The organism is Microbacterium sp. EST19A (assembly GCF_019969685.1).
Classification (GTDB): Bacteria; Actinomycetota; Actinomycetes; order Actinomycetales; family Microbacteriaceae; genus Microbacterium.
In genome coordinates this window covers 32,965-56,850 of record NZ_JAHXYZ010000002.1, presented here as the reverse complement: position 1 = coordinate 56,850, position 23,886 = coordinate 32,965, and the positions used below count along the sequence as shown (strand labels likewise).

At 69.8% G+C, this 23,886-nt stretch carries 24 protein-coding genes; all 24 read right to left on the bottom strand.

The genetic code is table 11. From position 1 onward, the window contains the following. Positions 1-7 precede the first annotated feature (7 nt). Positions 8-811, bottom strand: a complete 804-nt coding sequence (gene trpA / locus LC452_RS10225; RefSeq protein WP_223624846.1) for a tryptophan synthase subunit alpha — start codon at positions 809-811, stop codon at positions 8-10. Beyond that, positions 808-2,076: a tryptophan synthase subunit beta gene (trpB, locus tag LC452_RS10220; protein WP_223624844.1), complete on the bottom strand. Its 1,269-nt coding sequence runs from the start codon at positions 2,074-2,076 to the stop codon at positions 808-810. Before trpB ends, trpA begins: the two co-directional genes overlap by 4 nt. Beyond that, the gene (trpC, locus tag LC452_RS10215) at positions 2,073-2,849 is read right to left on the bottom strand and encodes an indole-3-glycerol phosphate synthase TrpC (protein WP_223624842.1); all 777 of its coding nucleotides are present in this window, start codon (positions 2,847-2,849) and stop codon (positions 2,073-2,075) included. Before trpC ends, trpB begins: the two co-directional genes overlap by 4 nt. Further along, positions 2,849-3,079: an HGxxPAAW family protein gene (locus tag LC452_RS10210; RefSeq protein ID WP_223624840.1), complete on the bottom strand. Its 231-nt coding sequence runs from the start codon at positions 3,077-3,079 to the stop codon at positions 2,849-2,851. Before LC452_RS10210 ends, trpC begins: the two co-directional genes overlap by 1 nt. Before the next feature lie 47 nt (positions 3,080-3,126). Next, positions 3,127-3,714 carry a Trp biosynthesis-associated membrane protein gene (locus LC452_RS10205; RefSeq protein WP_223624837.1) on the bottom strand — a complete coding sequence of 196 codons (588 nt, stop codon included), beginning with the start codon at positions 3,712-3,714 and terminating at the stop codon, positions 3,127-3,129. Continuing rightward, on the bottom strand, positions 3,711-4,067 hold the full coding sequence (gene hisI / locus LC452_RS10200) for a phosphoribosyl-AMP cyclohydrolase (protein ID WP_223624835.1): 357 nt from the start codon (positions 4,065-4,067) through the stop codon (positions 3,711-3,713). The genes LC452_RS10205 and hisI overlap by 4 nt, the downstream gene beginning before the upstream one ends. Continuing rightward, positions 4,064-4,825: an imidazole glycerol phosphate synthase subunit HisF gene (gene hisF, locus LC452_RS10195; RefSeq protein ID WP_223624833.1), complete on the bottom strand. Its 762-nt coding sequence runs from the start codon at positions 4,823-4,825 to the stop codon at positions 4,064-4,066. Before hisF ends, hisI begins: the two co-directional genes overlap by 4 nt. After that, a complete protein-coding gene (hisG, locus tag LC452_RS10190) occupies positions 4,825-5,667 on the bottom strand; it encodes an ATP phosphoribosyltransferase (protein ID WP_223624831.1) in 843 nt (280 codons plus the stop codon). The genes hisF and hisG overlap by 1 nt, the downstream gene beginning before the upstream one ends. Before the next feature lie 38 nt (positions 5,668-5,705). Next, a complete protein-coding gene (locus LC452_RS10185; protein WP_136055777.1) occupies positions 5,706-5,969 on the bottom strand; it encodes a phosphoribosyl-ATP diphosphatase in 264 nt (87 codons plus the stop codon). Further along, positions 5,966-6,646 (bottom strand): ribulose-phosphate 3-epimerase, encoded by a 681-nt coding sequence (rpe, locus tag LC452_RS10180; protein ID WP_223624829.1) that lies wholly within the window; start codon positions 6,644-6,646, stop codon positions 5,966-5,968. The genes LC452_RS10185 and rpe overlap by 4 nt, the downstream gene beginning before the upstream one ends. Positions 6,647-6,650: 4 nt before the next feature. Then, the gene (locus LC452_RS10175; RefSeq protein ID WP_223624827.1) at positions 6,651-8,150 is read right to left on the bottom strand and encodes an RsmB/NOP family class I SAM-dependent RNA methyltransferase; all 1,500 of its coding nucleotides are present in this window, start codon (positions 8,148-8,150) and stop codon (positions 6,651-6,653) included. Further along, positions 8,147-9,067: a methionyl-tRNA formyltransferase gene (gene fmt / locus LC452_RS10170; RefSeq protein ID WP_223624825.1), complete on the bottom strand. Its 921-nt coding sequence runs from the start codon at positions 9,065-9,067 to the stop codon at positions 8,147-8,149. Before fmt ends, LC452_RS10175 begins: the two co-directional genes overlap by 4 nt. Positions 9,068-9,085: 18 nt before the next feature. After that, a complete protein-coding gene (locus LC452_RS10165) occupies positions 9,086-11,044 on the bottom strand; it encodes a primosomal protein N' (protein WP_223624824.1) in 1,959 nt (652 codons plus the stop codon). A 16-nt stretch (positions 11,045-11,060) separates the two neighbouring features. After that, positions 11,061-12,254 (bottom strand): methionine adenosyltransferase, encoded by a 1,194-nt coding sequence (gene metK, locus LC452_RS10160; protein WP_223624822.1) that lies wholly within the window; start codon positions 12,252-12,254, stop codon positions 11,061-11,063. A 91-nt stretch (positions 12,255-12,345) separates the two neighbouring features. Further along, on the bottom strand, positions 12,346-12,603 hold the full coding sequence (rpoZ, locus tag LC452_RS10155) for a DNA-directed RNA polymerase subunit omega (RefSeq protein WP_116634940.1): 258 nt from the start codon (positions 12,601-12,603) through the stop codon (positions 12,346-12,348). Between the two features lie 64 nt (positions 12,604-12,667). Next, positions 12,668-13,579: a guanylate kinase gene (gmk, locus tag LC452_RS10150; protein WP_223624820.1), complete on the bottom strand. Its 912-nt coding sequence runs from the start codon at positions 13,577-13,579 to the stop codon at positions 12,668-12,670. Beyond that, positions 13,572-14,417 (bottom strand): orotidine-5'-phosphate decarboxylase, encoded by an 846-nt coding sequence (pyrF, locus tag LC452_RS10145; RefSeq protein WP_223624818.1) that lies wholly within the window; start codon positions 14,415-14,417, stop codon positions 13,572-13,574. The genes gmk and pyrF overlap by 8 nt, the downstream gene beginning before the upstream one ends. Beyond that, positions 14,414-17,701 carry a carbamoyl-phosphate synthase large subunit gene (carB, locus tag LC452_RS10140; RefSeq protein ID WP_223624816.1) on the bottom strand — a complete coding sequence of 1,096 codons (3,288 nt, stop codon included), beginning with the start codon at positions 17,699-17,701 and terminating at the stop codon, positions 14,414-14,416. Before carB ends, pyrF begins: the two co-directional genes overlap by 4 nt. Continuing rightward, entirely contained in the window at positions 17,701-18,843 is a 1,143-nt protein-coding gene (carA, locus tag LC452_RS10135; RefSeq protein ID WP_223624814.1) for a glutamine-hydrolyzing carbamoyl-phosphate synthase small subunit, read from the bottom strand. Before carA ends, carB begins: the two co-directional genes overlap by 1 nt. After that, positions 18,840-19,364 (bottom strand): hypothetical protein, encoded by a 525-nt coding sequence (locus tag LC452_RS10130; protein WP_223624812.1) that lies wholly within the window; start codon positions 19,362-19,364, stop codon positions 18,840-18,842. Before LC452_RS10130 ends, carA begins: the two co-directional genes overlap by 4 nt. Continuing rightward, entirely contained in the window at positions 19,361-20,665 is a 1,305-nt protein-coding gene (locus tag LC452_RS10125; protein WP_223624810.1) for a dihydroorotase, read from the bottom strand. The genes LC452_RS10130 and LC452_RS10125 overlap by 4 nt, the downstream gene beginning before the upstream one ends. Next, a complete protein-coding gene (locus LC452_RS10120; protein WP_223624809.1) occupies positions 20,662-21,627 on the bottom strand; it encodes an aspartate carbamoyltransferase catalytic subunit in 966 nt (321 codons plus the stop codon). The genes LC452_RS10125 and LC452_RS10120 overlap by 4 nt, the downstream gene beginning before the upstream one ends. Next, positions 21,624-22,154, bottom strand: a complete 531-nt coding sequence (gene pyrR / locus LC452_RS10115; RefSeq protein WP_223624807.1) for a bifunctional pyr operon transcriptional regulator/uracil phosphoribosyltransferase PyrR — start codon at positions 22,152-22,154, stop codon at positions 21,624-21,626. Before pyrR ends, LC452_RS10120 begins: the two co-directional genes overlap by 4 nt. An 83-nt stretch (positions 22,155-22,237) precedes the next feature. Further along, a complete protein-coding gene (locus tag LC452_RS10110; protein WP_223624805.1) occupies positions 22,238-23,815 on the bottom strand; it encodes a Rieske 2Fe-2S domain-containing protein in 1,578 nt (525 codons plus the stop codon). Between the last annotated feature and the right edge of the window lie 71 nt (positions 23,816-23,886).

Below are 23,886 nucleotides of genomic sequence, written 5' to 3'. Positions count from 1 at the left end.
TGCGATTCTAGTTCTCGTGATCGGGGCGTGCCGACGACGTGCCGGAGGCCAGGTTTCGGGTGACTTCGGCGAGGGCGGGGATGCCGCCGTCGCGCAGTGCACGCACCAGCGCGGTGCCGACGATCGCGCCGTCGGCGTACTCGGAGACGCCCGCGACCTGCTCTGCCGTGGAGATGCCGATGCCGACGCAGGCGCGGGTGGCGCCGTGTGCGCGGAGGCGGGCGACGAGCGTGCGGGCGGCGCGGTCCAGTTCGGCGCGCTCCCCCGTGATGCCCATGGTGGAGACCGTGTAGACGAAGCCGGTGGACGACTTCACGACCAGGTCGAGGCGCTCATCCGACGAGGTCGGTGCGGCGAGGAACACGCGGTCGAGACCGGTGCGCTCGCTCGCAGCGATCCACTCCTGGGCCACCTCCGGCGTGATGTCGGGCGTGATCAGCCCGGCCCCGCCGGCGGCGAGCAGCTCGTCGGCGTAGCGATCGACGCCGTACTGCAGCACCGGGTTCCAGTACGTCATGACGAGGACCGGGACATCCGTGGCGGCGGTGATCGCTCGCAGGGCCGTGAAGAGATCGGCGGTCTTGAAGCCGGCGGCCAGCGCCTGGGTCGTCGCCTCCTGGATGATCGCGCCGTCCATCACCGGGTCGCTGTACGGCGGGCCGAGCTCGATGATGTCGGCGCCGTTCTCAGCGAGGGCGATCGCGGCCTGGATGCTCGTCTCGAGGTCGGGGAAGCCGACAGGCAGGTACCCGACGAAGACGCTGCGGCCGTCGGCGTGCGCGGCGGCGATCGCCTGTTCGACGCGGCTCATAGCTCGGGCTCCCCCTTCGAGGCCGCTTCTTCTTCGGCAGTCTCCTCGGCGACGTCGTGCGCGAGCGCGGCTTCGTCGTACAGCTCGAAGTAGCGGGCGGCCGTGTCCATGTCCTTGTCGCCGCGCCCGGAGAGACAGATGGCGATGATCGCGTCGGGGCCGAGCTCCTGTCCGACGCGCAGCGCGCCGGCGAGAGCGTGAGCCGATTCGATCGCCGGGATGATTCCCTCGGTACGGCTCAGCAGACGCAGTGCCTGCATGGCCTCGTCGTCGGTGGCCGGGATGTACTCGGCGCGCCCGATGTCGGCGAGCCAGGAGTGCTCGGGACCGACGCCCGGGTAGTCCAGACCGGCGGAGATCGAGTGCGACTCGATCGTCTGACCGTCTTCGTTCTGGAGCACGTAGGTCTTCGAGCCGTGCAGCACACCGGGGCGACCGCGCTCGATCGATGCCGCGTGCCGGTCGGTGTCGACACCGTCGCCGGCTGCCTCGACGCCGTAGAGCTTGACGCTCTCATCGTCGAGGAAGGCGTCGAACATGCCGATCGCGTTGGAACCGCCGCCGACGCAGGCGAAGACCGCGTCAGGGAGGCGACCGACCTCGTCGAGCAGCTGGGCACGCGCCTCTTCGCCGATGATCTTCTGGAAGTCGCGAACCATGGCCGGGAACGGGTGAGGCCCCGCCGCGGTGCCGAAGATGTAGTTGGTCGTCTCGACCGATGCGACCCAGTCGCGGTACGCGTCGTTGATCGCGTCCTTGAGTGTGCGCGAACCGGAGGTGACGGCGACGACCTCGGCGCCGAGCAGGCGCATCCGGGCCACGTTGAGCGCCTGGCGCTCGGTGTCGACCTCGCCCATGTAGATCGTGCAGTCCAGCCCGAACAGGGCCGCGGCGGTGGCCGTGGCCACACCGTGCTGACCGGCGCCGGTCTCGGCGATCACGCGGGTCTTGCCGAGCCGCTTGGTGAGCAGGGCCTGGCCGAGAACGTTGTTGATCTTGTGCGAGCCGGTGTGGTTGAGGTCTTCACGCTTCAGGAAGACCCGTGCGCCGCCGGCATGCTCGGCGAATCGCGGCACCTCGGTGATGATGGAGGGTCGCCCCGCGTAGGAGGTCAGCAGATGGGCGAGCTCGTCACGGAAAGCCGGATCGGCGACTGCCGCCTCGTAGGCGACCGTCAGCTCGTCGATCGCCGCGATGAGCGACTCGGGCATGTAACGTCCGCCGAAATCGCCGAAGTACGGTCCGTGCTGGTCGCGCAGGCTCACGATGCCTCCAGGAAGCTCTTCAGAGTGGCGACGGGGTCGCCGGTGACGAGCGCCTCGCCGATCAGGACGACATCCGCACCGGCGGAGCGGTAATGCACCACGTCGGCCGGAGTGAGAACGGCCGACTCGGCGATCTTCACCGCGGTCTCGGGGATGCGCTCGACCAGGCGGCCGAAGAGGTCGCGGTCGAGCTGGAGGGTCTTCAGGTCGCGGGCGTTCACGCCGATGAGCGGAGCACCGAGGTCGATCGCCGCTTCGAGCTCATCGGCCGCGTGCGTCTCCACGAGAGGCGTCATGCCGAGTTCGGTGATGAAGCCGAACAGATCCTGCAGCACCGCGGGCTCGAGTCCGGCGACGATGAGCAGCACGAGGTCTGCTCCCGCGGCGCGGGCCTCGAGCACCTGGTAGCGGGTGGCGATGAAGTCCTTGCGCAGCACCGGGAGCGAGACCCGCGCGGTGACCGCCTCGAGGTCGGCGAGGCTGCCGCCGAATCGGCGCTCCTCGGTGAGGACGCTGATCGCGGAGGCTCCCCCGGTCTCGTACAGAGAAGCCTGGAGGGCGGGATCGGGGATCTCCGCCAGAGCGCCGCGCGACGGGCTCGCGCGCTTCACCTCGGCGATGATCTTCACCTGCGCGGCAGGCGCAAGGAACGACAGCGCGTCCTTCGCGGCGGGGCGCGCGAGGGCCTCGCGTTCGACGACGGCGAGAGGGCGCGCCAGAGAGCGACGCTCGGCGTCTTCGACAGCGCCGGCCGTCAGGTCGGCGAGGACCACTAGTGCGCCTTCGGCGAGTACTTGGGGCCCTTCACGCCGTAACCGGCCTTGGACAGCACCCAGCCCACGATCGCGCCGATCGGGATGAGAGCCGCGGAGATCCAGACGAGGGTCGGCTGCTCGAAGCAGAACGCGACGGTGCCGGCGGTGAAGCCGACGAGCATGATCACGACAGCGGTCCAAGCCGCAGGCGAGTGTCCGTGGCCGGGGTCGGCGATCGGGTTGGTCATGTTCTCCTCCGGGGGACGACGTGCGGGTCGTGTTCAGTCTATCGGGGTCACCGCGTCGGATCGGTTCCGCGGGACAGCTCGTCCCACGAGTCGACCGCGTCGACGGGGCCGTCGCGGGGGGCGGTCTCGGATGCGTCGGTGCGGTACCGTCGGCCACCGGCCTTCCAGCCCCGCCAGGTCAGCAGGACGAAGACGGATGCCGCGAGCAGGATGACCCACCCGACCAGGGCGATGACGGGCCACGCGGTCGGCGCGACCGCCGCGACGACGTCACCGAGGGCGTCTCCGCCCGCGAGACCCGTGGCCTCGGTCACCGCCGGACCGACCGAGCCGATCGGCGACGAGAGCATCTGGATCGTCGACCAGCCGAGCAGTACGGATGCCGCTCCGGCGAGCACCGCGAAGACGACGCGGAGAACCCGGGCGGCGATCGACAGCGCGGCTCCGAGCGCCAGCACCGCCAGGCTCAGCGGCGCGAGGAGCACGAGCGCGGACGCTCCGGGAACGAGGATCGCCTCGCCGCCATCCGCCCTCTCGACGGTCAGCCAGGTCTGCGTCGACGAGATGATGCCGATCGCACCGGCGAGGAGGAAGCCGGAGACGGAGAGGGAGCGACCGCGCTGCGCTAGTCTCACTGGTCCGCCGCGCCCTCGGTCGCCTCGAGGTCGTTCGTGTCGAAGCAGGTGCGCGTGCCGGTGTGGCAGGCGGGGCCGGTCTGGGCCACCTTCAGGAGGATGGCGTCGCCGTCGCAGTCGAGACGCGCCTCGTGCACGACCTGGATGTTGCCCGACGTGTCTCCTTTTCGCCAGTACTCCTGGCGGGAGCGCGACCAGTAGGTCGCCCGCCCCGTGGTGAGGGTGCGGCGCAGCGCCTCGGCGTCGACCCAGGCGAGCATCAGCACCTCATGCGTGTCCCACTGCTGCACGATCACCGGCGCCAGGCCGTCCGCGTTGAAGACGACCTGAGCGATGCGCTCCTCGACACTCATCGGACCAGCACTCCTTCCGCGCGCAGCGCATCCTTGACGTCGCCGACCGTGAGGGCTCCGGTGTGGAAGACGCTCGCGGCGAGCACGGCATCCGCTCCGGCCTTGATGGCGGGCGCGAAGTCCGAGGCCTTGCCGGCGCCGCCGGAGGCGATCACGGGCACGGTCGCGACCTCTCGCATGAGCCGCACGAGTTCGAGATCGAAGCCGTCCTTGGTGCCGTCGGCGTCGATCGAGTTGACGAGGAGCTCTCCCGCCCCGCGCTCCGTGGCCTCGCGGGCCCAGTCGAGGGCGTCGAGCGTCGTCTGGGTGCGTCCGCCGTGCGTGGTGACGACGAACCCCGACGGCGTCGTATCCGCCCGCTTCACGTCGAGCGAGAGCACCAGCACCTGCGCACCGAAGCGGTCCGCGATCTCGCCGAGCAGCTCGGGGCGGGCGATGGCTGCCGAGTTCACGCCGACCTTGTCGGCACCCACCGACAGGAGCCGCGCGACATCTTCGACACTGCGCACTCCCCCGCCGACCGTCAGCGGCACGAAGACCTGCTCGGCCGTGCGCTGCACCACGTCGTAGGTCGTGGCCCGCGCGTCGACCGTCGCGGTGACGTCGAGGAAGGTGATCTCGTCGGCGCCCTGCGCCGCGTAGTGGCGGGCGAGCTCGACCGGGTCGCCCATGTCGCGGAGGTTCTCGAAGTTGACACCCTTGACGACGCGTCCGTCGGCGACGTCCAGACACGGGATCACGCGGCTGGCGAGAGTCATCAGAGCCTCGCGTTGTGGATGGCGGTGACGAGGATCGCGCGAGCGCCCAGCGCGTACAGCTCGTCCATCACGTGGTTGACTCGCGTCCGGGCGACCATGACGCGCACCGCCACCCACTCCGGGTCGCGCAGCGGCGAGACCGTCGGTGACTCGACGCCGCCGGCGATCTTCACGGCGTCGTCGAGCAGCGCGACGGGCAGGTCGTAATCGATCATCACGAAGCGACGTGCCACCATCACCCCGCGCAGCCGGCGCAGCAGGGTCTCGGAGCCGTCGGCGTCGACCGGACCCGCGATGAGCACGGCCTCCGACTCGAGGATCACGGGGCCGAACACGTCGAGCCCCGCCTGGCGGAGCGTCGTGCCGGTCTCCACGACGTCGGCGACGGCATCCGCGACGCCCAGGCGCACGGCGGACTCCACGGCGCCGTCGAGCGGCACCAGGTCGACCGCGATGCCGCGCTCGTCGAGGAAGGCGTCGACGAGCCCGGGATACGAGGTCGCGATGCGCAGCCCGTCGAGTTCGGAGACGTCGGTGTAGCGGCCGGAGGGCGCGGCGAAGCGGAAGGTGGAGCCGGCGAAACCGAGCGCCTCGATCTCGCGTGCGCCCGGCATCCGGGCATCGAGGAGGAGGTCACGCCCGGTGATGCCGACGTCGATCGCACCCGATCCGACGTAGGTCGCGATGTCCTTCGGGCGGAGGAAGAAGAACTCGACGTCGTTCTCGGCGTCGATGACGTGCAGGGTCTTCGGGTCGCGCCGACCGGCGTAGCCGGCCTCCGCGAGCATGTCGGCGGCGGTCTCGGAGAGCGAGCCCTTGTTGGGAACGGCGATGCGCAGCATGGATGGCTTTCAGTTCGAGGGGATCGGAACGGAGCGCATCACAGATGTCGGTAGACGTCCTGCAGGCTGAGACCCTTCGCGAGCATCATGACCTGCAGGTGGTAGAGCAGCTGCGAGATCTCCTCGGCGGCGGCCTCGTCGGACTCGTACTCCGATGCCATCCACACCTCGGCGGCCTCTTCGACGATCTTCTTGCCGATGGTGTGCACGCCGCCGTCGAGCTCCGCGATGGTGCGGGAACCCTCGGGTCGGGTCTCGGCCTTGACGCTGAGCTCGGCGAACAGCTCGTCGAATGTCTTCACCCCTCCAGGCTACCGGCTCGTGCGCGGTCCCTGAGCCGAGTGACGGCGGCCTCGATGTCGTCGGCACCGTAGACGGCCGAACCCGCGACGAACGTGTCGGCACCGGCGGCCGCGGCCATCTCGATCGTGCTGTCGGAGATGCCGCCGTCGACCTGCAGCCACACCTGCGAGCCGCGTCGACGTGCCTCATCGTGAAGAGCGCGCAGCTTCGGCATGGTCTCGGGCATGAAACCCTGACCGCCGAATCCTGGCTCGACGGTCATGACGAGGATCTGGTCGAACTCCTCGAGCACCGAGAACAGCGGTTCCGCGGGCGTATCGGGCTTGATGGCGATGCCCGCCCGGGCGCCGATGTCACGAAGACGTCGGGCGAGCGCGATCGGATCGGCCGCGGCCTCGAGGTGGAAGGTCACGCTGGCGGCGCCCAGCTCCGCGTATCCGGGAGCCCACTGGTCGGGATCCGTGATCATGAGGTGCACGTCTAGCGGGATCGGGCTGGTGGCCTGGATCCGCTCCACCATCTGAGGTCCGAACGTGAGGTTCGGCACGAAGTGGTTGTCCATCACGTCGACGTGCGCGAAGTCGGCCGATGCGATGCGGGCGAGATCCGCCTGCATGTTCACGAAATCGGCGGCCAGGATGCTGGGGTTGATGCGCGGGGCGCGGGGAAGTTCCACGGTCCTAGTCTTCCTTCACTGACGTGTTCGGGGCGTCCGTGCGCTGCAGCAGCGCGAGGAACATGGCATCGGTGCCGTGCCGGTGCGGCCAGAGCTGAGCGCTGCCCGACCCCGCCCGGCCGTCTTCGGCGAGGTCGATCGGCGACTGCGCGACGTCCGTGAGGACGGCGCGCGCATCGAGCTCGGTGATGTCGGTGCGGTCGCGCAGCACTTCCTGCACCACGCCGACCGTCTCCGCGAGATGCGGTGAGCACGTGACGTAGGCGACGATGCCACCCGGCGCGAGCGCGTCGAGGGCGGCCGTCAGCAGGTCCACCTGCAGCGGTACGAGCTCGGCGACATCGGCCGGCGACTTCCGCCAGCGGGCCTCGGGACGGCGGCGCAGCGCGCCGAGCCCGGTGCACGGTGCGTCGACGAGGATGCGGTCGAAGACTCCGGCCCTGGTCGCGGCGAGCTCGCGACCGTCCTGTTCGTGGACCACGACCTCGCCGGGAACCGCGCGCAGGGCGTTGCGCACCAGGCGCGCGCGCGTCGGGACGATCTCGTTGGCCTCGAGGATCACGTCGTGCTGTCGGGCGATCGCGGCGAGCAGGGCGGTCTTGCCGCCGGGGCCGGCGCACAGATCGAGCCACCGCTCCCCCGCGCGGATCGGCGCCGCCTCGGCCAGAGCCAGCGCCACGAGCTGAGAACCCTCGTCCTGGACCCGGACGGTTCCGCCCGACGCCTCGACGGAGCGTCGCGGATCGCCGCCCGGCGAGGCGAAGGCGGTGGCCGCGAAGGGGCGACGGGGCTCGACGGGTTCCGCGAGCCCCGGCAGCGCCACGAGCGTCACCTCCGGCGAGACGTTGTCGGCCTCCAGAAGCGCCTCGAGCTCGTCGACACGCCCCTCGGCCGCGAGAGCACGGCGCATCGCGCGGATGATCCAGACGGGATGGGCCGATCGCAGCGCGAGCCGCTCGTCGTCGGAGCGGGCATCCTTCTCGATCCGCTCCTGCCATTCCCCCGGGGTCTCCCGGGCGATGCGGCGGAGCACGGCGTTCGTGAAGCTCGATGCTCCGCGTCCGACGGTCGTCGCCACCAGGTTCACCGACTCGTTGACCGCGGCGTGGGAGGCGACGCGGGTCGCCAGCAGCTGGTGCACGGCGAGGCGGAGCGCATCCAGGACGGCCGGATCGATGCTGTCGGTCGCCCGATCGGCCGCCGCCGCGATGATCGCGTCGTAGAGCCCGCGGCGCCGCAGGGTGCCGTAGGTCAGCTCGGTGGCCAGTGCCGCGTCCTGCGGCGTGAGCCCGGCCTCGGCGATGGCCGTGGGCAGCAGCAGGTTGGCGTAGGCATCGGAATCGGAGACGGCGCGCAGCACATCGTAGGCGACGCGTCTCGCCGGTTGCACGGCGCGGTCGGGGCCGCGACCACCGGTGCGCTCCCCGCGGTTCGACGGACGGGCCTCGCCACCCGATCGACCCGCGGGACGACGTGCCGATCTTCCTTGCTCTGACGGGCTCATGATCCGGCACGCAGCCCTTCCGTGTCGCGTTGCCCGCGCCACCAGTCGACGGCGCTCATCGCACCTTTGCCCGCAGGCTGCACGCGGGTGACGGCGAGCGGAGCGGATGCCGTGCCGAACAGCAGCGCAGATCTCGTGCTGCTGATGAGGCCGGGCTCCAGCGAATCCGCGTCCTGTGCCGACGCTGCCTCGAGAATCTTCAGTCGCTGGCCGTCGATGGTGGTGTGCGCGCCGGGCTCGGGGGTCACGCCGCGGAAGCGCGCGAACAGCTCATCCACGGTCTGCGACCAGTCGAGCAGCCCGTCGTCGAGCGTCAGCTTCGGGGCGAGGGTCGGCTCTCCCTGCTGCGGCTCGGCACGGGCGGAGCCGTCGGCGATCGAGGCGACCACCTCTGCGGTCAGCTCGGCGCCGTCCTGCGCGAGGGTTTCCAGTGCCTGGTCGGCCGTGGCGGCCGGGGCGACGTCGATCGTGCGCATCGCGAAGACGTCGCCGGCATCGAGCTCGGGAACGAGCTGGAAGACGCTGGCACCGAGAACGCTGTCTCCCGCGATGAGCGCGCGCTGCACCGGCGCGGCGCCTCTCCACGCGGGAAGCAGAGAGAAGTGCAGGTTGATCCAGCCGACGTCCGGCGCCGAGAGCAGCGGCTCGCGCACCAGTCCGCCGTACGCCACGATCACACCCAGCTCGGGTGCGAGCGCCACGATCTGCGCCGTGGCATCGGCGTCGAGACGCGCGGCCCGGATCACGGGAAGGCCGAGCTCCTCTGCCGCCTGGGCGACCGGCGAGGGAGTGAGCACGCGCTTTCGACCGAGCGGTGCGTCGGGTCGGGTGACGACCGCGACGATCTCGTGCAGCGTCGCGAGACGTCGCAGGGTGGGCACGGCAGCAGCGGGTGTGCCGGCGAAGACGAGGCGCATGAAGGTTCTCCGGAAGGGTCAGAGCTCTGGATCGAGGATATCGAGGCGCACCGTGAGAGTGCTCTTCGTGTTGCGGGCCTTGCCGCGCCGCCCATTGACGGCCTCAGCGACGACGGCGGCACGGAGCACCGTGGCGACGCGGCTGCCGGCACCGTACTCGAACCGCACGAGCGCGCGCACGCGCGGAGGCAGGTCGTCGGATTCGACGGGTACCGGCCCGAGCACCGCGTCGGAGGGCAGGGCGAGCTCCCCGAGCGCGATGAGGGCGCGTGACACAGCGGCGGCCGAGCCCTCGACCAGGGCCACGCGCGTCGTCGGCGGCATGTGGAGCGGCGCCCTGCTCTCGAGCTCCGCGCGCGCGTATCCCGCCTGGTTCCAGGTGGCGAGAGCCATCCCCACCGCACCGCTCACACCGACGAGGTGGATCGGTGCGCCGGGGGCTGCGAGGGCCGCGGCGTTCGACCACCAGCGCAGACACGCCTCCCCGATGCGCAGATCGGGTGCTTGCAGCATCCGCGGTCCGTCGAGGAGCACGACCGCGCGGTATCCCCCGACGGCCAGCGGCTCGGCGCCGCGTGTCGCCACGACGAGTGCGGGCTTGGCGTCGACGCGTTCGACGGGGTGGGCTCCGTCGGCGACGATCACGCGGATGCCGGGGAACGCACGTCCGAGCTCATCCGCGGTGCGCTCGCTCCCGGACGACGCCAGGCGGAGCTTCGTCGACGAGCAGAAGGGACACGCCCACGCCTGGGCGCTGCGACCGCACCATCCGCACACCGGGACGGCGCCGCGGTGACGGGCGCCGAGCGGACCGCCGCAATGCGGGCAGCGCGCGGGCGCACGGCATTCCGCGCAGACGAGCGACGGGGAGAATCCCGGGCGCGACACCTGCACCAGCACGGGCCCTTCGGCGGCGGCGGTGCGCGCGGCGAGGAACGCCGAGGACGGCATCCGCTGCCCGGCCGGCTGCTCCATCTCCTGCGGGGTGCTGAGCACGACCTTCGGAAGCACGCGGCGCGCGGCGCGCACATCGTCCAGCCAGCCGTGCGCGACCAGCCGCTCGACGTCGGTGGTGCGGGTGTGCCCCGCGAACAGCAGCGCCGACTGCTCGAGCTCCTGCCGGAGCAGCGCCGCATCCCGCGCGTTCACGTAGGGCGCGAGCTGTTCGCCGAGCAACGGGTCGCCGTCGTCCCAGATGGCCACGAGCCCCGCCTGGACCGGCGCGTAGACCGCGGAACGGTTGCCGACGACGATGCACGGCGCCTCTTCGAGCGTGCGCAGGAAGCCGCGGTAGCGATCGGGGTTCGTCTGCCGGGAGTCGTAACGCACGACGGCGTCCCCCGGTACGAGCCCGTCGAGAGTGGTCAGCAGGCGATCGAGGTCGCGATGGTCGGGGACGATGAGGATCGACGACTTTCCCGACGCCAGCAGCCGTGCCGCAGCGGCGGCCAGGAGCAGGGACCAACCCTCTGCGCCGTCGCGGAGCTGCGGGATGGCCTCGACGGCGGCACGCCCGCTTCCGTCCAGCACCGCGGCGAGGCCGTCGTACGCGTCGAGGATCTCCTGCGCCCGGGCAGCGGCATCCTCGTCCACGACCGGGACGGGGCTCTCGGCGGTCCAGGCCTTCTCGACCCGCACCTGCCGCTTGGGGATCACGAGTCGCAGCACGTCCGAGGCGGAACCCGCGGCCCGGTCCGCGACCCGGCGCGCGAGGCGATGCAGCCGCTCGGGAAGCACCGCCACCTCCGACACGATGCTGTCGACCTCGGACAGGGCCCGGTCGGCGTCGTCCTCGGTATCGATGTCGACGACGTACCCATCGATCACCCGTCCCGCGGTGCGCAGCGGCACGCGCACGCGCACGCCGAGCGGCACATCGCCGAACTCCGCGGGGAGCGCGTAATCGAAGAGGCGGTCGAGCTGCGGCAGCGGTGAATCGAGGAGCACGCGCGCGATGCGTCGGCTCTCGCCCGTCATGACGACCGGGCCCGCATCAGAGCCCGGCAGCGCGGCGAAGCTCTTCCACGCGGTCGGTCCGCTCCCACGTGAAATCGGGCAGCTCGCGGCCGAAGTGACCGTACGCCGCGGTCTGCGCGTAGATGGGCCGCAGCAGATCGAGCTGCTCGATGATCGCCTGCGGACGCAGGTCGAAGACGTCTTCGATGGCCTTGATGATGGCCTCGTCGGTCACCTTGCCGGTGCCGAAGGTCTCGACGTAGAGACCGACGGGCCGCGCGACGCCGATCGCGTAGGCGACCTGCACCTCGAGCCGGTCGGCCAGGCCCGCGGCCACGGCGTTCTTCGCCACCCAGCGCGTGGCGTAGGCGCCGGAGCGATCGACCTTCGACGGGTCCTTGCCGCTGAAGGCGCCGCCGCCGTGGCGAGCCGCTCCTCCATAGGTGTCGATGATGATCTTGCGACCGGTGAGGCCCGCATCGCCCTTCGGGCCGCCCGTGACGAACGGACCCGCGGGGTTGATGTAGTGCGTGACGTCACCGAGGTCGAGACCGGTCGTCGCGAGGATCGGATCGATGACGTGCTCGCGCACCTGCGCCTTCAGCTCGTCCTGCGAGATGTCGGGGTGGTGCTGCGTCGAGAGCACCACGGCATCGACGGTCTTCGGCGTGAAGCCGTCGTAGCCGAGCGTGACCTGGGTCTTGCCGTCGGGGCGGAGGAACGGCAACAGGCCGCTGCGGCGCACCTCGGTGAGGCGCTCGGCGATGCGATGCGCCGTCCAGGCGGCCATCGGCATGAGCTGCGGCGTCTCGTTCGTCGCGAAGCCGAACATGATGCCCTGATCGCCCGCGCCGAGCGCGTCGAGCGGGTCGACGGACGAGCCGTCGCGGTGCTCCTGCGCGCTGTCGACGCCGTGCGCGATGTCGGTCGACTGCTCGCCGACCGAGACGCTGACACCGCACGAGTCGCCGTCGAAGCCGGTCTCGCTGGAGGTGTAGCCGATGCCGTTCACGACCTGGCGGACGATCGTCGGGATGTCGACGTACGCCTCGGTGCGGATCTCGCCCGCCACATGCACGAGGCCTGTGGTGACGAGCGTCTCGACGGCCACACGGGAGCCGGGGTCCTTCGCGAGCAGTCCGTCGAGGATGCTGTCCGAGATCTGGTCGCAGATCTTGTCCGGGTGCCCTTCGGTGACGGACTCGGACGTGAACAGACGCAGGGCGCTCATCGGTTGCTCCAGAACGGGGATGGATGGTGGGAGGGGTGCAGCACCCATTCTGGACCGCGCCGCCGACAGAGCGGCGTGCGCGGTCGGAATATCACTCTGCGTGACGCAGGCGGAGCTTGTCCTCGTTGATCTCGTGCAGAGCGATCGTCAACGGCTTGTCCTCGACCGAGGAGTCGACGAGCGGGCCGACGTTGTCGAACAGGTTGCCCTCGTGCAGGTCGGAGTAGTAGTCGTTGATCTGGCGCGCGCGCTTGGCGGCGTAGATCACGAGCTCGTACTTGGAGTCGACGCGGTCGAGCAGGTTGTCGATGGGGGGATCGATGATGCCCTTGGTGTGGTGTCCGGCCATGGTGGGACCTCCAGATCAGGCGACGGGATCGTCGCGAAGACGGTGCAATAGGCGCGCGAACGTGTCAGCGCGCAGAGCCTGAGGTCAATTCTACGACCTCGCGGGCCGCCGCGGCGACGTCCTCGTTCACGATGAGGTGATCGAACTCGTTCTGGGCGGCGAGTTCGACCTTCGCCGTGCGCAGTCGTCGCGCCCGTTCTTCGGCGTCTTCCGTGCCCCGGCCGACCAGTCGGTGCACCAGTTCGTCCCAGCTGGGCGGGAGCAGGAAGATCAGTGTCGCGGACGGCTCGGCGCGCCGCACCTGGCGTGCACCCTGCAGATCGATCTCGAGCAGAACGGTCTTTCCCTCGGCGAGGGCGGCGTCGATCGGCGCCCTCGGAGTCCCGTAGCGGGAGCGGTTGTGCACCACGGCGTACTCGAGCAGCTCGTCGTCGGAGATGAGGCGGTCGAACTCGGTGTCGTCCACGAAGTAGTAATGCACGCCGTCGACCTCACCGGGCCGCGGCGGCCGTGTCGTCGCCGACACCGAGAGGTGGATCTCCGGATTGTGCTCGCGGATGTGCGCGGCGACGGTCCCCTTGCCCACGGCCGTGGGGCCCGCCAGCACGAGCAGCCTGCCGCGGGCATCGCGTGGTTCGAGCACGGGGAACCGACTGTCGAGCCAGTCCTCGAGGACGACGCGCTGGCGCGCGCCCAGACCGCCGAGGCGCTTCACCGGAGAGATATGCAGCTCCTGCAGCACACGGTCGCGCTTGCCTGCGCCGATGGCCGGGAGGGCGAGCAGGAAGTCGGTGATGCGCATCGACCCCTCGACCGACTCGGCGTCGGCGGTCGCACGGTGCAGGATGGTCTGCGGCGTCACGACGCGCATCGTGAGGTCGCGCTTCAGCGACGCCCGGGCGCGCCGACGCTCCACGGCTCGGCGGGCGGCTGCCGCACGGTCGACCTCCGGGACGGTTCGACGCGGTTCAGACACTGACGACCTCCCGGTACGCGGCGATGCGAGCCGTGATCGCTGCGGCGAGTCCCTCGGGACCGGCGGAGAGGATGCTGCGGCTCTCGCTGGCGATCACGGCATCCGACATCGTGCCGAACCGCTCCCGCAGGTCGGCGGGCGTCGCGCCCTGCGTGCCGAAGCCGGGCGCGAGGATGGGCGCGGTCGGAGCGAACGGCGCGATGCCGGCCTGAGTCCAGTCGACCGTCGCACCGATGACGAAGCCGAAGCTCCCCCATGCCCCAGGATTCACCAGGGCGGCGTTGCGTGCCGACACCTCCGCGATGATCTGCGCCGACACGGTCGAACCGGAGGCGACGGTCGCGCGCTGCACGCCCTCGGCCTCGGGGTTGCTGGTCGCCGCGAGCACGAACACGCCCTTGCCGTGCTTCGCCGCGAGCTCGAACGTGCCGTCGAGCGCCCCGACGCCGAGGAAGGGGTTGACGGTGAGCGCGTCGGCTTCCAGCGGTGCGCCGGGTGTGAGCCACGCGCGGGCGTAGTCGTCCATGGTCGAGCCGATGTCGCCGCGCTTGGCATCGGCGATGACGAGCAGTCCAGCCGCACGGGCCGCCGAGAGCACGTCTTCCAGCGCCGCGATGCCCTTGGACCCGAAGCGCTCGAAGAACGAGACCTGCGGTTTCACGACGCCGACGCGCCCCGCCGCAGCATCCACGGTGCGCAGCCCGAACTCGCGCACCCCGGCCGCGTCGTCACCGAGGCCCCACGCGGCGAGCAGCTCGGCGTGCGGGTCGATGCCGACGCAGAGCTGACCGTGCGCGCGCAGCGCCGCCTGGACCCGCTCGCCGAAACCCTGGCTCACAGTGCAGCCGCCCGATCGATCGCGTACTCCTGCAGACTCTTGACCTGGAAGCCCTCGTGCGCGGCATCCATTCCGCTCACGGCCGCACCCAGCACCGCCATCGTGGTGAAGAGCGCCTTGTCGGCCGCGACAGCCGCTGCGCGGATCTCGTAGCCGTCCGCGCGCGCTGCACCACCGGACGGCGTGTTCACGACGATGTCGATCGCGCCCGCGTTGATGAGGTCGACGATGTTCTCGGCGCCGGATTCCTGCGTCGCGCTGTACTTCTCGACGACCGTCACCGCGATGCCGTTGCGCGAGAGGATCTCGGCCGTGCCCTCGGTCGCCACGATCGTGAAGCCGAGCTGCTGCAGGCGGTGCGCGGGCAGGATCACGGCGCGCTTGTCGGAATCGGCGACCGAGATGAACACGGTGCCCGAGGTGGGCATGCCGCCGTAGGCCGCCGCCTGGCTCTTCGCGAACGCCGTCGGGAAGTCGCGGTCGATGCCCATGACCTCACCCGTCGAGCGCATCTCCGGGCCGAGGATCGAGTCCACGGTCTTGCCGTCGGCGGTGCGGAAGCGCTTGAACGGGAGCACGGCCTCCTTCACGGAGACCGGGGCTCCGAGCGGGACGCGCGAGCCGTCCTGCTGCGGGAGCATGCCCTCGGCGCGCAGCTCGGCGATCGTGGAGCCGGTCATCACCCGGCTCGCCGCCTTCGCCATCGGGATGCCCAGGGCCTTCGACACGAAGGGCACGGTGCGGCTCGCGCGCGGGTTGGCCTCGATCACGTAGAGCACGCCGGCGCTGATCGCGAACTGCACGTTCAGCAGGCCGCGCACGCCGACGCCCTTCGCGATGGCGAGAGTCGCCTCGCGCACGCGGTCGACGTCGGTGCGTCCGAGCGACACGGGCGGCAGGGTGCAGCTGGAGTCGCCGGAGTGGATGCCGGCCTCCTCGAGGTGCTCCATCACTCCGCCGATGTACAGGTCGGTCCCGTCGTAGAGCGCGTCGACGTCCAGCTCGATCGCGTCGTCGAGGAAGCGGTCGACGAGCAGGGGCTTGCCCTCCTCGATGACGACCTCTCCGGCCGTGCGCACGAAGTAGTCGCGCAGCGACGCCGTGTCGTAGACGATCTCCATGCCGCGGCCGCCGAGCACGAAGCTCGGACGCACCAGCACCGGGTAGCCGATCTCCTCGGCGATGCGCACGGCGCCGTCGGCGTCGATCGCGGTGCCGTTGCGCGGTGCGAGGAGTCCGGCGTCGTCGAGCAGACGCGAGAACAGTTCGCGCTCCTCCGCGAGGTCGATCGCGGCGGGGCTCGTGCCGAGCACGGTGTAGCCGGCGGCCTCGATCCCCTTCGCGAGCCCGAGCGGCGTCTGTCCGCCGAGCTGGCAGACCACGCCGAGGATCGTGCCGCTGGCAGCCTCCGCGTCGAGCACCTCGAGCACGTCTTCGAGCGTCAGCGGCTCGAAGTACAGGCGGTCGGAGGTGTCGTAGTCGGTGGAGACCGTCTCGGGGTTGCAGTTGACCATGACGGTCTCGAAGCCGGCATCCGACAGCGCGAAGGAGGCATGCACGCAGGAGTAGTCGAACTCGACGCCCTGCCCGATGCGGTTCGGACCTGAGCCGATGATGACGACCTTCGTGCGCTCGGAGGGAGCCACCTCGGTCTCGAAGTCGTAGCTCGAGTAGTGGTACGGCGTCAGGGCGGGGAACTCGCCAGCGCAGGTGTCGACCGTCTTGTACACCGGGCGGATGCCGAGACCGTGGCGCACACCGCGCACCTCGGGCTCGGTCGTGCCGCGCAGTTCCGCGAGCTGCGCGTCGGAGAAGCCGTGCTCCTTCGCGTAGCGCAGCGTGGCGGCATCCAGTTCAGGAGCGGTGCGCACGATCTCGGCGACCTCGTTGATCAGCACGATCTGGTCGATGAACCACGGGTCGATCGCGGTCGCCTCGAAGGCCTGCTCGGTCGTGGCGCCCTTGCGGAGCGCCTGCTGCAGGGTGACGATGCGGCCGTCGGTGGGGATCCTCGAGACCTCGAGCAGCTCGTCGACCGAGCGCTCCTCGGTGCCCCAGTGGAAGCTCGACCCGCGCTTCTCCAGCGAACGGAGCGCCTTCTGCAGGGCGGTCGCGTAGTTGCGGCCGATGGCCATCGCCTCGCCGACCGACTTCATGGTCGTGGTGAGGGTGGCGTCCGCGGCCGGGAACTTCTCGAAGGCGAACCGCGGCACCTTGACCACGACGTAGTCGAGCGTGGGCTCGAAGCTCGCCGGGGTGACACCCGTGATGTCGTTCGGGATCTCGTCGAGACGGTAGCCGAGCGCGAGCTTGGCCGCGAGCTTCGCGATCGGGAACCCGGTGGCCTTCGAGGCGAGAGCGCTCGAACGGGACACACGCGGGTTCATCTCGATCACGATGATGCGCCCGTTCTCCGGGTTCACCGCGAACTGGATGTTGCAGCCGCCGGTGTCGACGCCCACCGCGCGGATGATGTCGATGCCGATGTCGCGGAGCTTCTGGTACTCGCGGTCCGTGAGCGTCAGGGCGGGTGCCACCGTGATCGAGTCGCCGGTGTGCACGCCGACGGGGTCGACGTTCTCGATCGAGCAGACCACGACCGTGTTGTCGGCCGTGTCGCGCATGAGCTCGAGCTCGTACTCCTTCCAGCCGAGGATCGACTCCTCGAGGAGCACCTCGGTGGTCGGCGAATCGCGGAGCCCCGCACCGGCGATGCGGCGGAGGTCGTTCTCGTCGTAGGCGAAGCCGGAACCGAGACCGCCCATCGTGAAGCTGGGACGCACGACGAGCGGGTAGCCCAGCTCGTCGGCCGCGGCCAGCACCTCGTCCATCGTGTGGGCGATGCGCGAGTCGGCGACATCGGCGCCGGCGTCGAGGACCAGCTGCTTGAAGATCTGACGATCCTCGCCCTTGTTGATCGCCTCGAAGCTGGCACCGATGAGCTCGACGTCGTACTTCTCGAGGATCCCGTGGTTGTGCAGCTCGATCGCCGCGTTGAGCGCCGTCTGGCCGCCGAGGGTCGGCAGGATCGCGTCGGGGCGCTCCTTCGCGATGATCGTCTCGATGACCTGCCAGGTGATCGGCTCGATGTACGTCGCGTCGGCGAAGTCGGGGTCGGTCATGATCGTGGCCGGGTTGGAGTTGACCAGGATGACCCGGACGCCCTCCTCGCGGAGCACGCGGCACGCCTGGGTGCCGGAGTAGTCGAACTCGCAGGCCTGGCCGATGACGATCGGGCCGGAGCCGATGACGAGGACGGAGGAGATGTCGTCGCGCTTGGGCATTACTTGCTGTCCTTGTTCTCGCGGACCATCGTCGCGAACCGGTCGAAGAGGTAGTTGGCGTCGTGCGGGCCGGCAGCGGCCTCGGGGTGGTACTGCACCGAGAACGCCGGGATGTCGAGGGCGCGGAGACCCTCCACGACGTTGTCGTTGAGGCCCACGTGGCTGACCTCGACCTTGCCGTAGCCGTTCGGGCTGTCGAACGAGCCCTCGAGGGGCGCCTCGACGGCGAAGCCGTGGTTGTGGGCGGTGATCTCCACCCGGCCCGTGGTCTTGTCGAGCACGGGCTGGTTGATGCCGCGGTGTCCGAACGGCAGCTTGTAGGTGCCCAGGCCCAGGGCGCGGCCGAGCAGCTGGTTGCCGAAGCAGATGCCGAAGAACGGCAGCCCGTGGTCGAGGACGGAGCGCAGCAGCTCGACGTGATCGCCGGATGCCGCGGGGTCGCCGGGTCCGTTGGAGTAGAACACCGCGACCGGATCGATGGAGCGGATGTCGTCGATCGTCACGTTCTGCGGAAGCACGTGCACCTCGAAGCCGCGGGCCGCGAGGTTGTCGATCGTGGCCTGCTTCACGCCGAGGTCGAGCACGGCGAGGTTGCCGATCCGCTCCCCCATCGCCGTCGTGACGGTCGCGACATCCACCGACACCTCGGCGGAGAGGTTGCGACCGGCCATCTCGGGCGCCTCGCGCACGATGCGCAGCTGCTCCTCGGGGTCGAGCGCGGCGTCCGCACCGGAGAAGATCCCCCCGCGCATGGAGCCGGCGGACCGGATGTGCCGGGTGATCGAGCGGGTGTCGATGCCGCTGATGCCGACGATGCCGTCCTGCACGAGGATCTCGTCGAGCGAGGCGTTCGCCCGCCAGTTCGAGACGACGCGCGAAGGGTCGCGCACGATGTACCCGGCGGCCCAGATCCGGCGGGACTCCATGTCCTCGTCGTTCATACCGGTGTTGCCGATGTGCGGCGCGGTCTGCAGCACGATCTGCCCCGCGTACGACGGGTCGGTGAGCGTCTCCTGGTAGCCGGACATGCCGGTGGCGAACACGACTTCGCCCAGGGTGCGACCGCGCGCACCGTAGGCGCGACCGGTGTGGGTGGTGCCGTCTTCGAGGACGAGCACGGCGGTTTCGGGCAGGGAGGTCATCGTATGGCTCCTGTGTCGGGGGCGGCGCTGCCGTCGGAGACGGGGACGAGCCGCTGCAGTTCAGAGATGAGGTTCTTCGGGTCGCCCGTGGCCAGGCGCAGGTAGGAGTCCACGACGGTGTCATCGTCGGTGCTCCAGGAGATGCGGATGAGTCCGCCCGGCTCGACCACGCGGTCGATCGTGACGGTCGCCCTGTCGACCTGCACGAGGCGCGAGGAGGCGAGGAACACCGTCGGCGAGCCGTCGAGGCAGAGCGCGACACCACGATCCGTGACCGCCAGCTCACCGCGGGCGCGGTAGGTCAGCGGAGAGACCGCGAGGCGCTCCAGAGGCTGATCGTGGCGCGTCGTCGAGACGTACAGGACTTCGTCGCGCCGTGCGACCTCCGCGTGCTCCGGCACACCCAGCGGTGCGGAGAGACCGGAGTCCCGGCGCAGACGTCGTCGCCACGCGAAGAACATCGCGAGCAGGATGAGCACCGCGAGGGCGATCATGACGGTGATGGCGAGTTCGCGGGTCATGCGTTCAGCTCCTCGACCACGGTTCCGCCGTCGACGGTGACCGTGCCGCCGTGCACCGTGAACTCGACGCGACCGGGCAGAGCGCGACCGAGGTACGGCGAGTTCACGCTGCGACCGTGCAGGTCGGCCTCGGTGAACACGCCGTCGACCGAGGCGTCGTAGAGCGTGATCTGGGCGGCGCTGCCGACCTCGAGGGGCGTCCCGTGCCCGGACAGGCGTCCGATCCGCGCGGGAGCGGCGCTCATCACCCTCGCCACGTCGGACCAGCCGATGAGCCCGGTCTGCACCATGGACTGGTGCACGACGCGCAGAGCGCTCTCGAGGCCCACCATGCCGTTGGCCGCCGCCTGCCATTCGCATGCCTTGTGCTCGCTCGGGTGCGGGGCGTGGTCGGTCGCCACGATGTCGATCGTGCCGTCGGCGAGTCCTTCGCGCACGGCCAGGACGTCTTCTTCACGGCGCAGCGGCGGGTTCACCTTGTAGCGGGCGTCGTACCCGCGAACGAGTTCATCCGTCAGCAGCAGGTGGTGCGGAGTGACCTCGGCGGTGACGGCGATGCCGCGCTTCTTGGCCCAGCGGATGATGTCGACGGAGCCCGCCGTGGAGAGGTGGCAGACGTGCAGCCGCGAGCCGACGTGCTCCGCGAGCAGCACGTCGCGGGCGATGATCGACTCCTCGGCGACCGCGGGCCAGCCGGCGAGGCCGAGCTCCGCCGACACGGTGCCCTCGTTCATCTGGGCGCCCTCGGTGAGGCGCGGATCCTGCGCGTGTTGCGCGATCACGCCGTCGAAGGACTTCACGTACTCCAGGGCGCGGCGCATGATCAGCGGGTCGAACACGCAGAAGCCGTCATCGCTGAAGACGCGGACCTGTGCGCGGGACGTCGCCATCGCACCCAGCTCGGCGAGGCGCTCGCCCTTCTGCCCGACGGTCACCGCCCCGATCGGCTGCACGGTGGCGTAGCCTGCTGCCTCGCCCAGGGCGAGCTCCTGCTCGACGACACCCGCCGTGTCGGCCACCGGAGACGTGTTGGGCATGGCGAACACGGCGGTGAAGCCGCCCGCTGCCGCTGCTCTGGTGCCGGTGAGGATCGTCTCGGATGCTTCGTAGCCGGGCTCGCGCAGATGCGTGTGCAGATCGACGAGGCCCGGGAGGGCGACCAGCCCCTCGGCGTCGATGACGCGCGCGCCGGCTCGGCTGAGACCTGCGCCGATCTCGGTGATGACACCGCCCTCGACGATGATGTCGGCGCTCTCCGCGCCGAGCAGCTGTGCACCGGTGATGACGAGGGTCTCGCTCACAGGTCTCCCCCTCGTTCGTCGTCTCGTTCTCCTGCCAGCAGCAGGTACAGCACCGCCATGCGGACGGACACCCCGTTCGTGACCTGCTCCAGCACCGTGGACCGGGCGGAATCGGCTGCTTCGGAGGAGATCTCCAGCCCGCGGTTCATGGGTCCGGGGTGCATCACAATGCTACCGTCCGGGAGGCCCGCCACACGCCGTGCGTCGAGGCCCCATCTCCGCGAATACTCCCGCTCAGTCGGGAAATACGCGGCATTCATCCGCTCGAGCTGGATCCGGAGCATCATCACGGCATCCGGCCCCTGCGCGAGTGCCTCGTCGAGGTCGTAGACGACGCGGACCGGCCAGAGCGAGACGTTCTGCGGTACGAGCGTGGGAGGCGCCACGAGCGTGACCTCGGCGCCCAGCGTCGTGAGCAGCCACACGTTCGAGCGCGCGACCCGGGAGTGCAGCACGTCGCCGACGATCACGATCCGGAGTCCGGCGAGATCGCGTCCGCGGCTGTCGGCGCCGAAGCGGCGCTTGCGGATCGTGAAGGCGTCGAGCAGCGCCTGGGTCGGGTGCTCGTGCGTGCCGTCGCCGGCGTTGACCACGCCCGCCGAGATCCAGCCGCTCGTCGCGAGGGTCTGCGGGGCGCCGGACCCGGGATGCCGGACGACGACCGCGTCGGCCCCGATGGCCTCCAGGGTCTGCGCCGTGTCCTTCAGGCTCTCGCCCTTCGAGACGCTGGAGCCCTTCGCGGCGAAGTTGATGACATCGGCGGACAGGCGCTTGGCGGCGGCTTCGAAGGAGATGCGGGTACGGGTCGAGTCCTCGAAGAAGAGGTTCACGACCGTCTTGCCGCGGAGCGTCGGGAGCTTCTTCACTTCCCGGGACTGGGTGTCGGACATGTCCTCGGCGATGTCGAGGATGCGGAGGGCATCGGTCTTCGAAAGGGTGCGGGTGTCGAGGAGGTGTCTCATTCGCCGATCGTCACCTCCTCGGCCCCGTCGTTCTCGAGGAGGCGCACGTTGACCCGCTCGGTGCGGGCGGAGGGGATGTTCTTGCCGATGAAGTCCGGCCGGATCGGCAGCTCGCGGTGACCGCGGTCCACGAGGATGGCCAGGCGCACGACGGCGGGCCGGCCGATCGACTGGATCGCGTCGAGAGCGGCGCGGATGCTGCGGCCCGAGAAGAGCACATCGTCGACGAGGACGACGATCTTGCCGTCGATCCCCCCGTCGGGGATCTCGGTCGGATGCGGAGACCGCGTCGGGTGCTTCGCGAGATCATCGCGGAAGAGCGTGACATCCAGAGCCCCGACCGCGACCGAGGTCTGCGCGATCTCGCCGATCAGTCGCGCCAGGCGGTGGGCGAGAGTGACGCCGCGGGTCGGAATGCCCAGCAGGACGAGGTTCTCAGCCCCTCGATTCGACTCGAGGATCTCATGCGCGATACGGGTCAACGCCCGCGATACGTCGGCTTCGTGCAGCACAGTGCGCGTGCTCATCAGCCGCTCCCTTCTCCGCCTCACAGGACGGTGTTAAAGGTTGCTTGTGGAGTCAGTCTATCGGAGCGCCGGCCCCTGTCCGATCAGCTCGCCTCCTGCAGCACCGGATCGGTGACGTCGTCGATCTTCGTCGATCGGATCGGGTGGCCGCTCGTGGACAGGCACCGACCGGTCTTCAGGTCCCACTTCCAGTCGTGCATGCTGCAGGTGAGCACGCCGTCCTCGTCGACCTTGCCGGTCTTCGTGAGGTCGGCGCGCAGGTGCGGGCAGCGGCGCTGCACGAGCCAGTCGCCGATCTCGGCATCCTCCGTCTGGTCCGTCTGCTCCTGGTACCAGTTCTCGACATACTCGATGCGGTCGACCGACAGGCACTTCAGGAACGTCGTGAGGAACTCGTTGAACTTGCCGCTGCGGCCGACCTGGAACTGCATGGACAGGAAGATCGAGTTCGACCAGTCGATCTCGCGGTCGCGGATGTTCGTGGAGACGAGATCGGCGGGGATCGTGTACCAGTAGATGCACTCCTCCCCCGCGTACTCACGGACCTTGGCGCGGGGGAAGTCGACGACCATGTCGAGGTCGCCGATCTTGAACCGCACGCAGCCGCCGACGCCGAGGCGGATCGTGCGCGACTTCTTCAGCAGCGGCTCCCACCACTCCTTCAGGGTCTCGAGCATCTCGGCAGGCGGGATGACGTCGGCGCGGGACGCCTCTTCGTCACGGATCTCCTGCTGCCTGCTCGCCCGCTGCGACTCGAGGTAGTCCCACTTCTCGTCGAAGATGTGCGCGATCTCGGCTTCGGTGTACAGGGACTGCTCGGTGCTGACCGACGCGCCCTCGACCGTCACGACCGTGCCGGGGACGAAGAGGTGCCCGTCGTACTGCGGAGTGAGTTCCTTCATGTGCGCGAGGAACTGCTTCTGGTCGGTGAAGATCGACTCGCCGTTCTTCCCGACGCCGTTGAAGTCGAAGAGGTCGTTGCGCAGGAACATCGGCGGTCCTGCCATCGGGAAGACGTGCGTGGCGTCGACCTTCTCGATGTAGTACATCGCGCGCTTGTTCTGCGCGTCGCGCTTGAGCTTCGCGAAGTTCTGCTTGGCGTCGAGGGGCAGGTCGTAGACCATGGGCCACCAGATCGCACCGGAGACCTGCGTGAAGTAGGCGTCGGGCTTGCCGAAGCTCAGCAGCTTCTCGAGGTCGAGCGGGTGGGAGTCGTTCTGGTTCAGCACGGATGCGGTGCCGTCGTCGACACTGAGCGACGAGTCGCCGATCGGACCGTCGCTCGGGGCGCGCAGCGGGGTGATCATGATCTTGAGATCGCCGCGTTCGATGATCTGACCCGCCGGCGCGTACGTGATGTTCGTGTACCCGAGGGCGCGGATGTCCTGTTCGAGGTCGTCGATCGGGTACTCCGGCAGCAGGACCTCGATGTCCTTGCGGATGTAACGCTCGAGGAGCTTCGGGTCGAAGTGGTCGCGGTGCCGATGCGAGATGTAGAGGAAGTCGGCCTCACGTCCGAAGCGCTCCCAGTCGAGCCCGCGGTTGTCGGGGAACGGGAACCAGGATCCGTAGAAGGACGGTCCGAGCACGGGGTCGCAGATGATGTTGCCGCCCCGCGTCTCGATGAACATCCCGGCGTGGCCGAGTCCCGTGATCCGCATTGCATTCCTCTCGAAAGTGAACCGTCCGATTCTACCGAGGGCCTCCTGGGCGACGGCGGAGACCAGCCGTG

Bases quoted from the DNA above. Each gene is read 5' to 3' on its own strand.
- trpA (WP_223624846.1), bottom strand. From the start codon at position 811: ATGAGCCGCGTCGAACAGGCGATCGCCGCCGCGCACGCCGACGGCCGC.
- LC452_RS10210 (WP_223624840.1), bottom strand. From the start codon at position 3,079: ATGACCAACCCGATCGCCGACCCCGGCCACGGACACTCGCCTGCGGCT.
- hisI (WP_223624835.1), bottom strand. From the start codon at position 4,067: ATGAGTGTCGAGGAGCGCATCGCTCAGGTCGTCTTCAACGCGGACGGC.
- hisF (WP_223624833.1), bottom strand. From the start codon at position 4,825: ATGACTCTCGCCAGCCGCGTGATCCCGTGTCTGGACGTCGCCGACGGA.
- hisG (WP_223624831.1), bottom strand. From the start codon at position 5,667: ATGCTGCGCATCGCCGTTCCCAACAAGGGCTCGCTCTCCGAGACCGCC.
- LC452_RS10175 (WP_223624827.1), bottom strand. From the start codon at position 8,150: ATGAGCCCGTCAGAGCAAGGAAGATCGGCACGTCGTCCCGCGGGTCGA.
- fmt (WP_223624825.1), bottom strand. From the start codon at position 9,067: ATGCGCCTCGTCTTCGCCGGCACACCCGCTGCTGCCGTGCCCACCCTG.
- LC452_RS10165 (WP_223624824.1), bottom strand. From the start codon at position 11,044: ATGACGGGCGAGAGCCGACGCATCGCGCGCGTGCTCCTCGATTCACCG.
- metK (WP_223624822.1), bottom strand. From the start codon at position 12,254: ATGAGCGCCCTGCGTCTGTTCACGTCCGAGTCCGTCACCGAAGGGCAC.
- rpoZ (WP_116634940.1), bottom strand. From the start codon at position 12,603: ATGGCCGGACACCACACCAAGGGCATCATCGATCCCCCCATCGACAAC.
- carB (WP_223624816.1), bottom strand. From the start codon at position 17,701: ATGCCCAAGCGCGACGACATCTCCTCCGTCCTCGTCATCGGCTCCGGC.
- carA (WP_223624814.1), bottom strand. From the start codon at position 18,843: ATGACCTCCCTGCCCGAAACCGCCGTGCTCGTCCTCGAAGACGGCACC.
- LC452_RS10130 (WP_223624812.1), bottom strand. From the start codon at position 19,364: ATGACCCGCGAACTCGCCATCACCGTCATGATCGCCCTCGCGGTGCTC.
- LC452_RS10120 (WP_223624809.1), bottom strand. From the start codon at position 21,627: ATGAGACACCTCCTCGACACCCGCACCCTTTCGAAGACCGATGCCCTC.
- pyrR (WP_223624807.1), bottom strand. From the start codon at position 22,154: ATGAGCACGCGCACTGTGCTGCACGAAGCCGACGTATCGCGGGCGTTG.
- LC452_RS10110 (WP_223624805.1), bottom strand. From the start codon at position 23,815: ATGCGGATCACGGGACTCGGCCACGCCGGGATGTTCATCGAGACGCGG.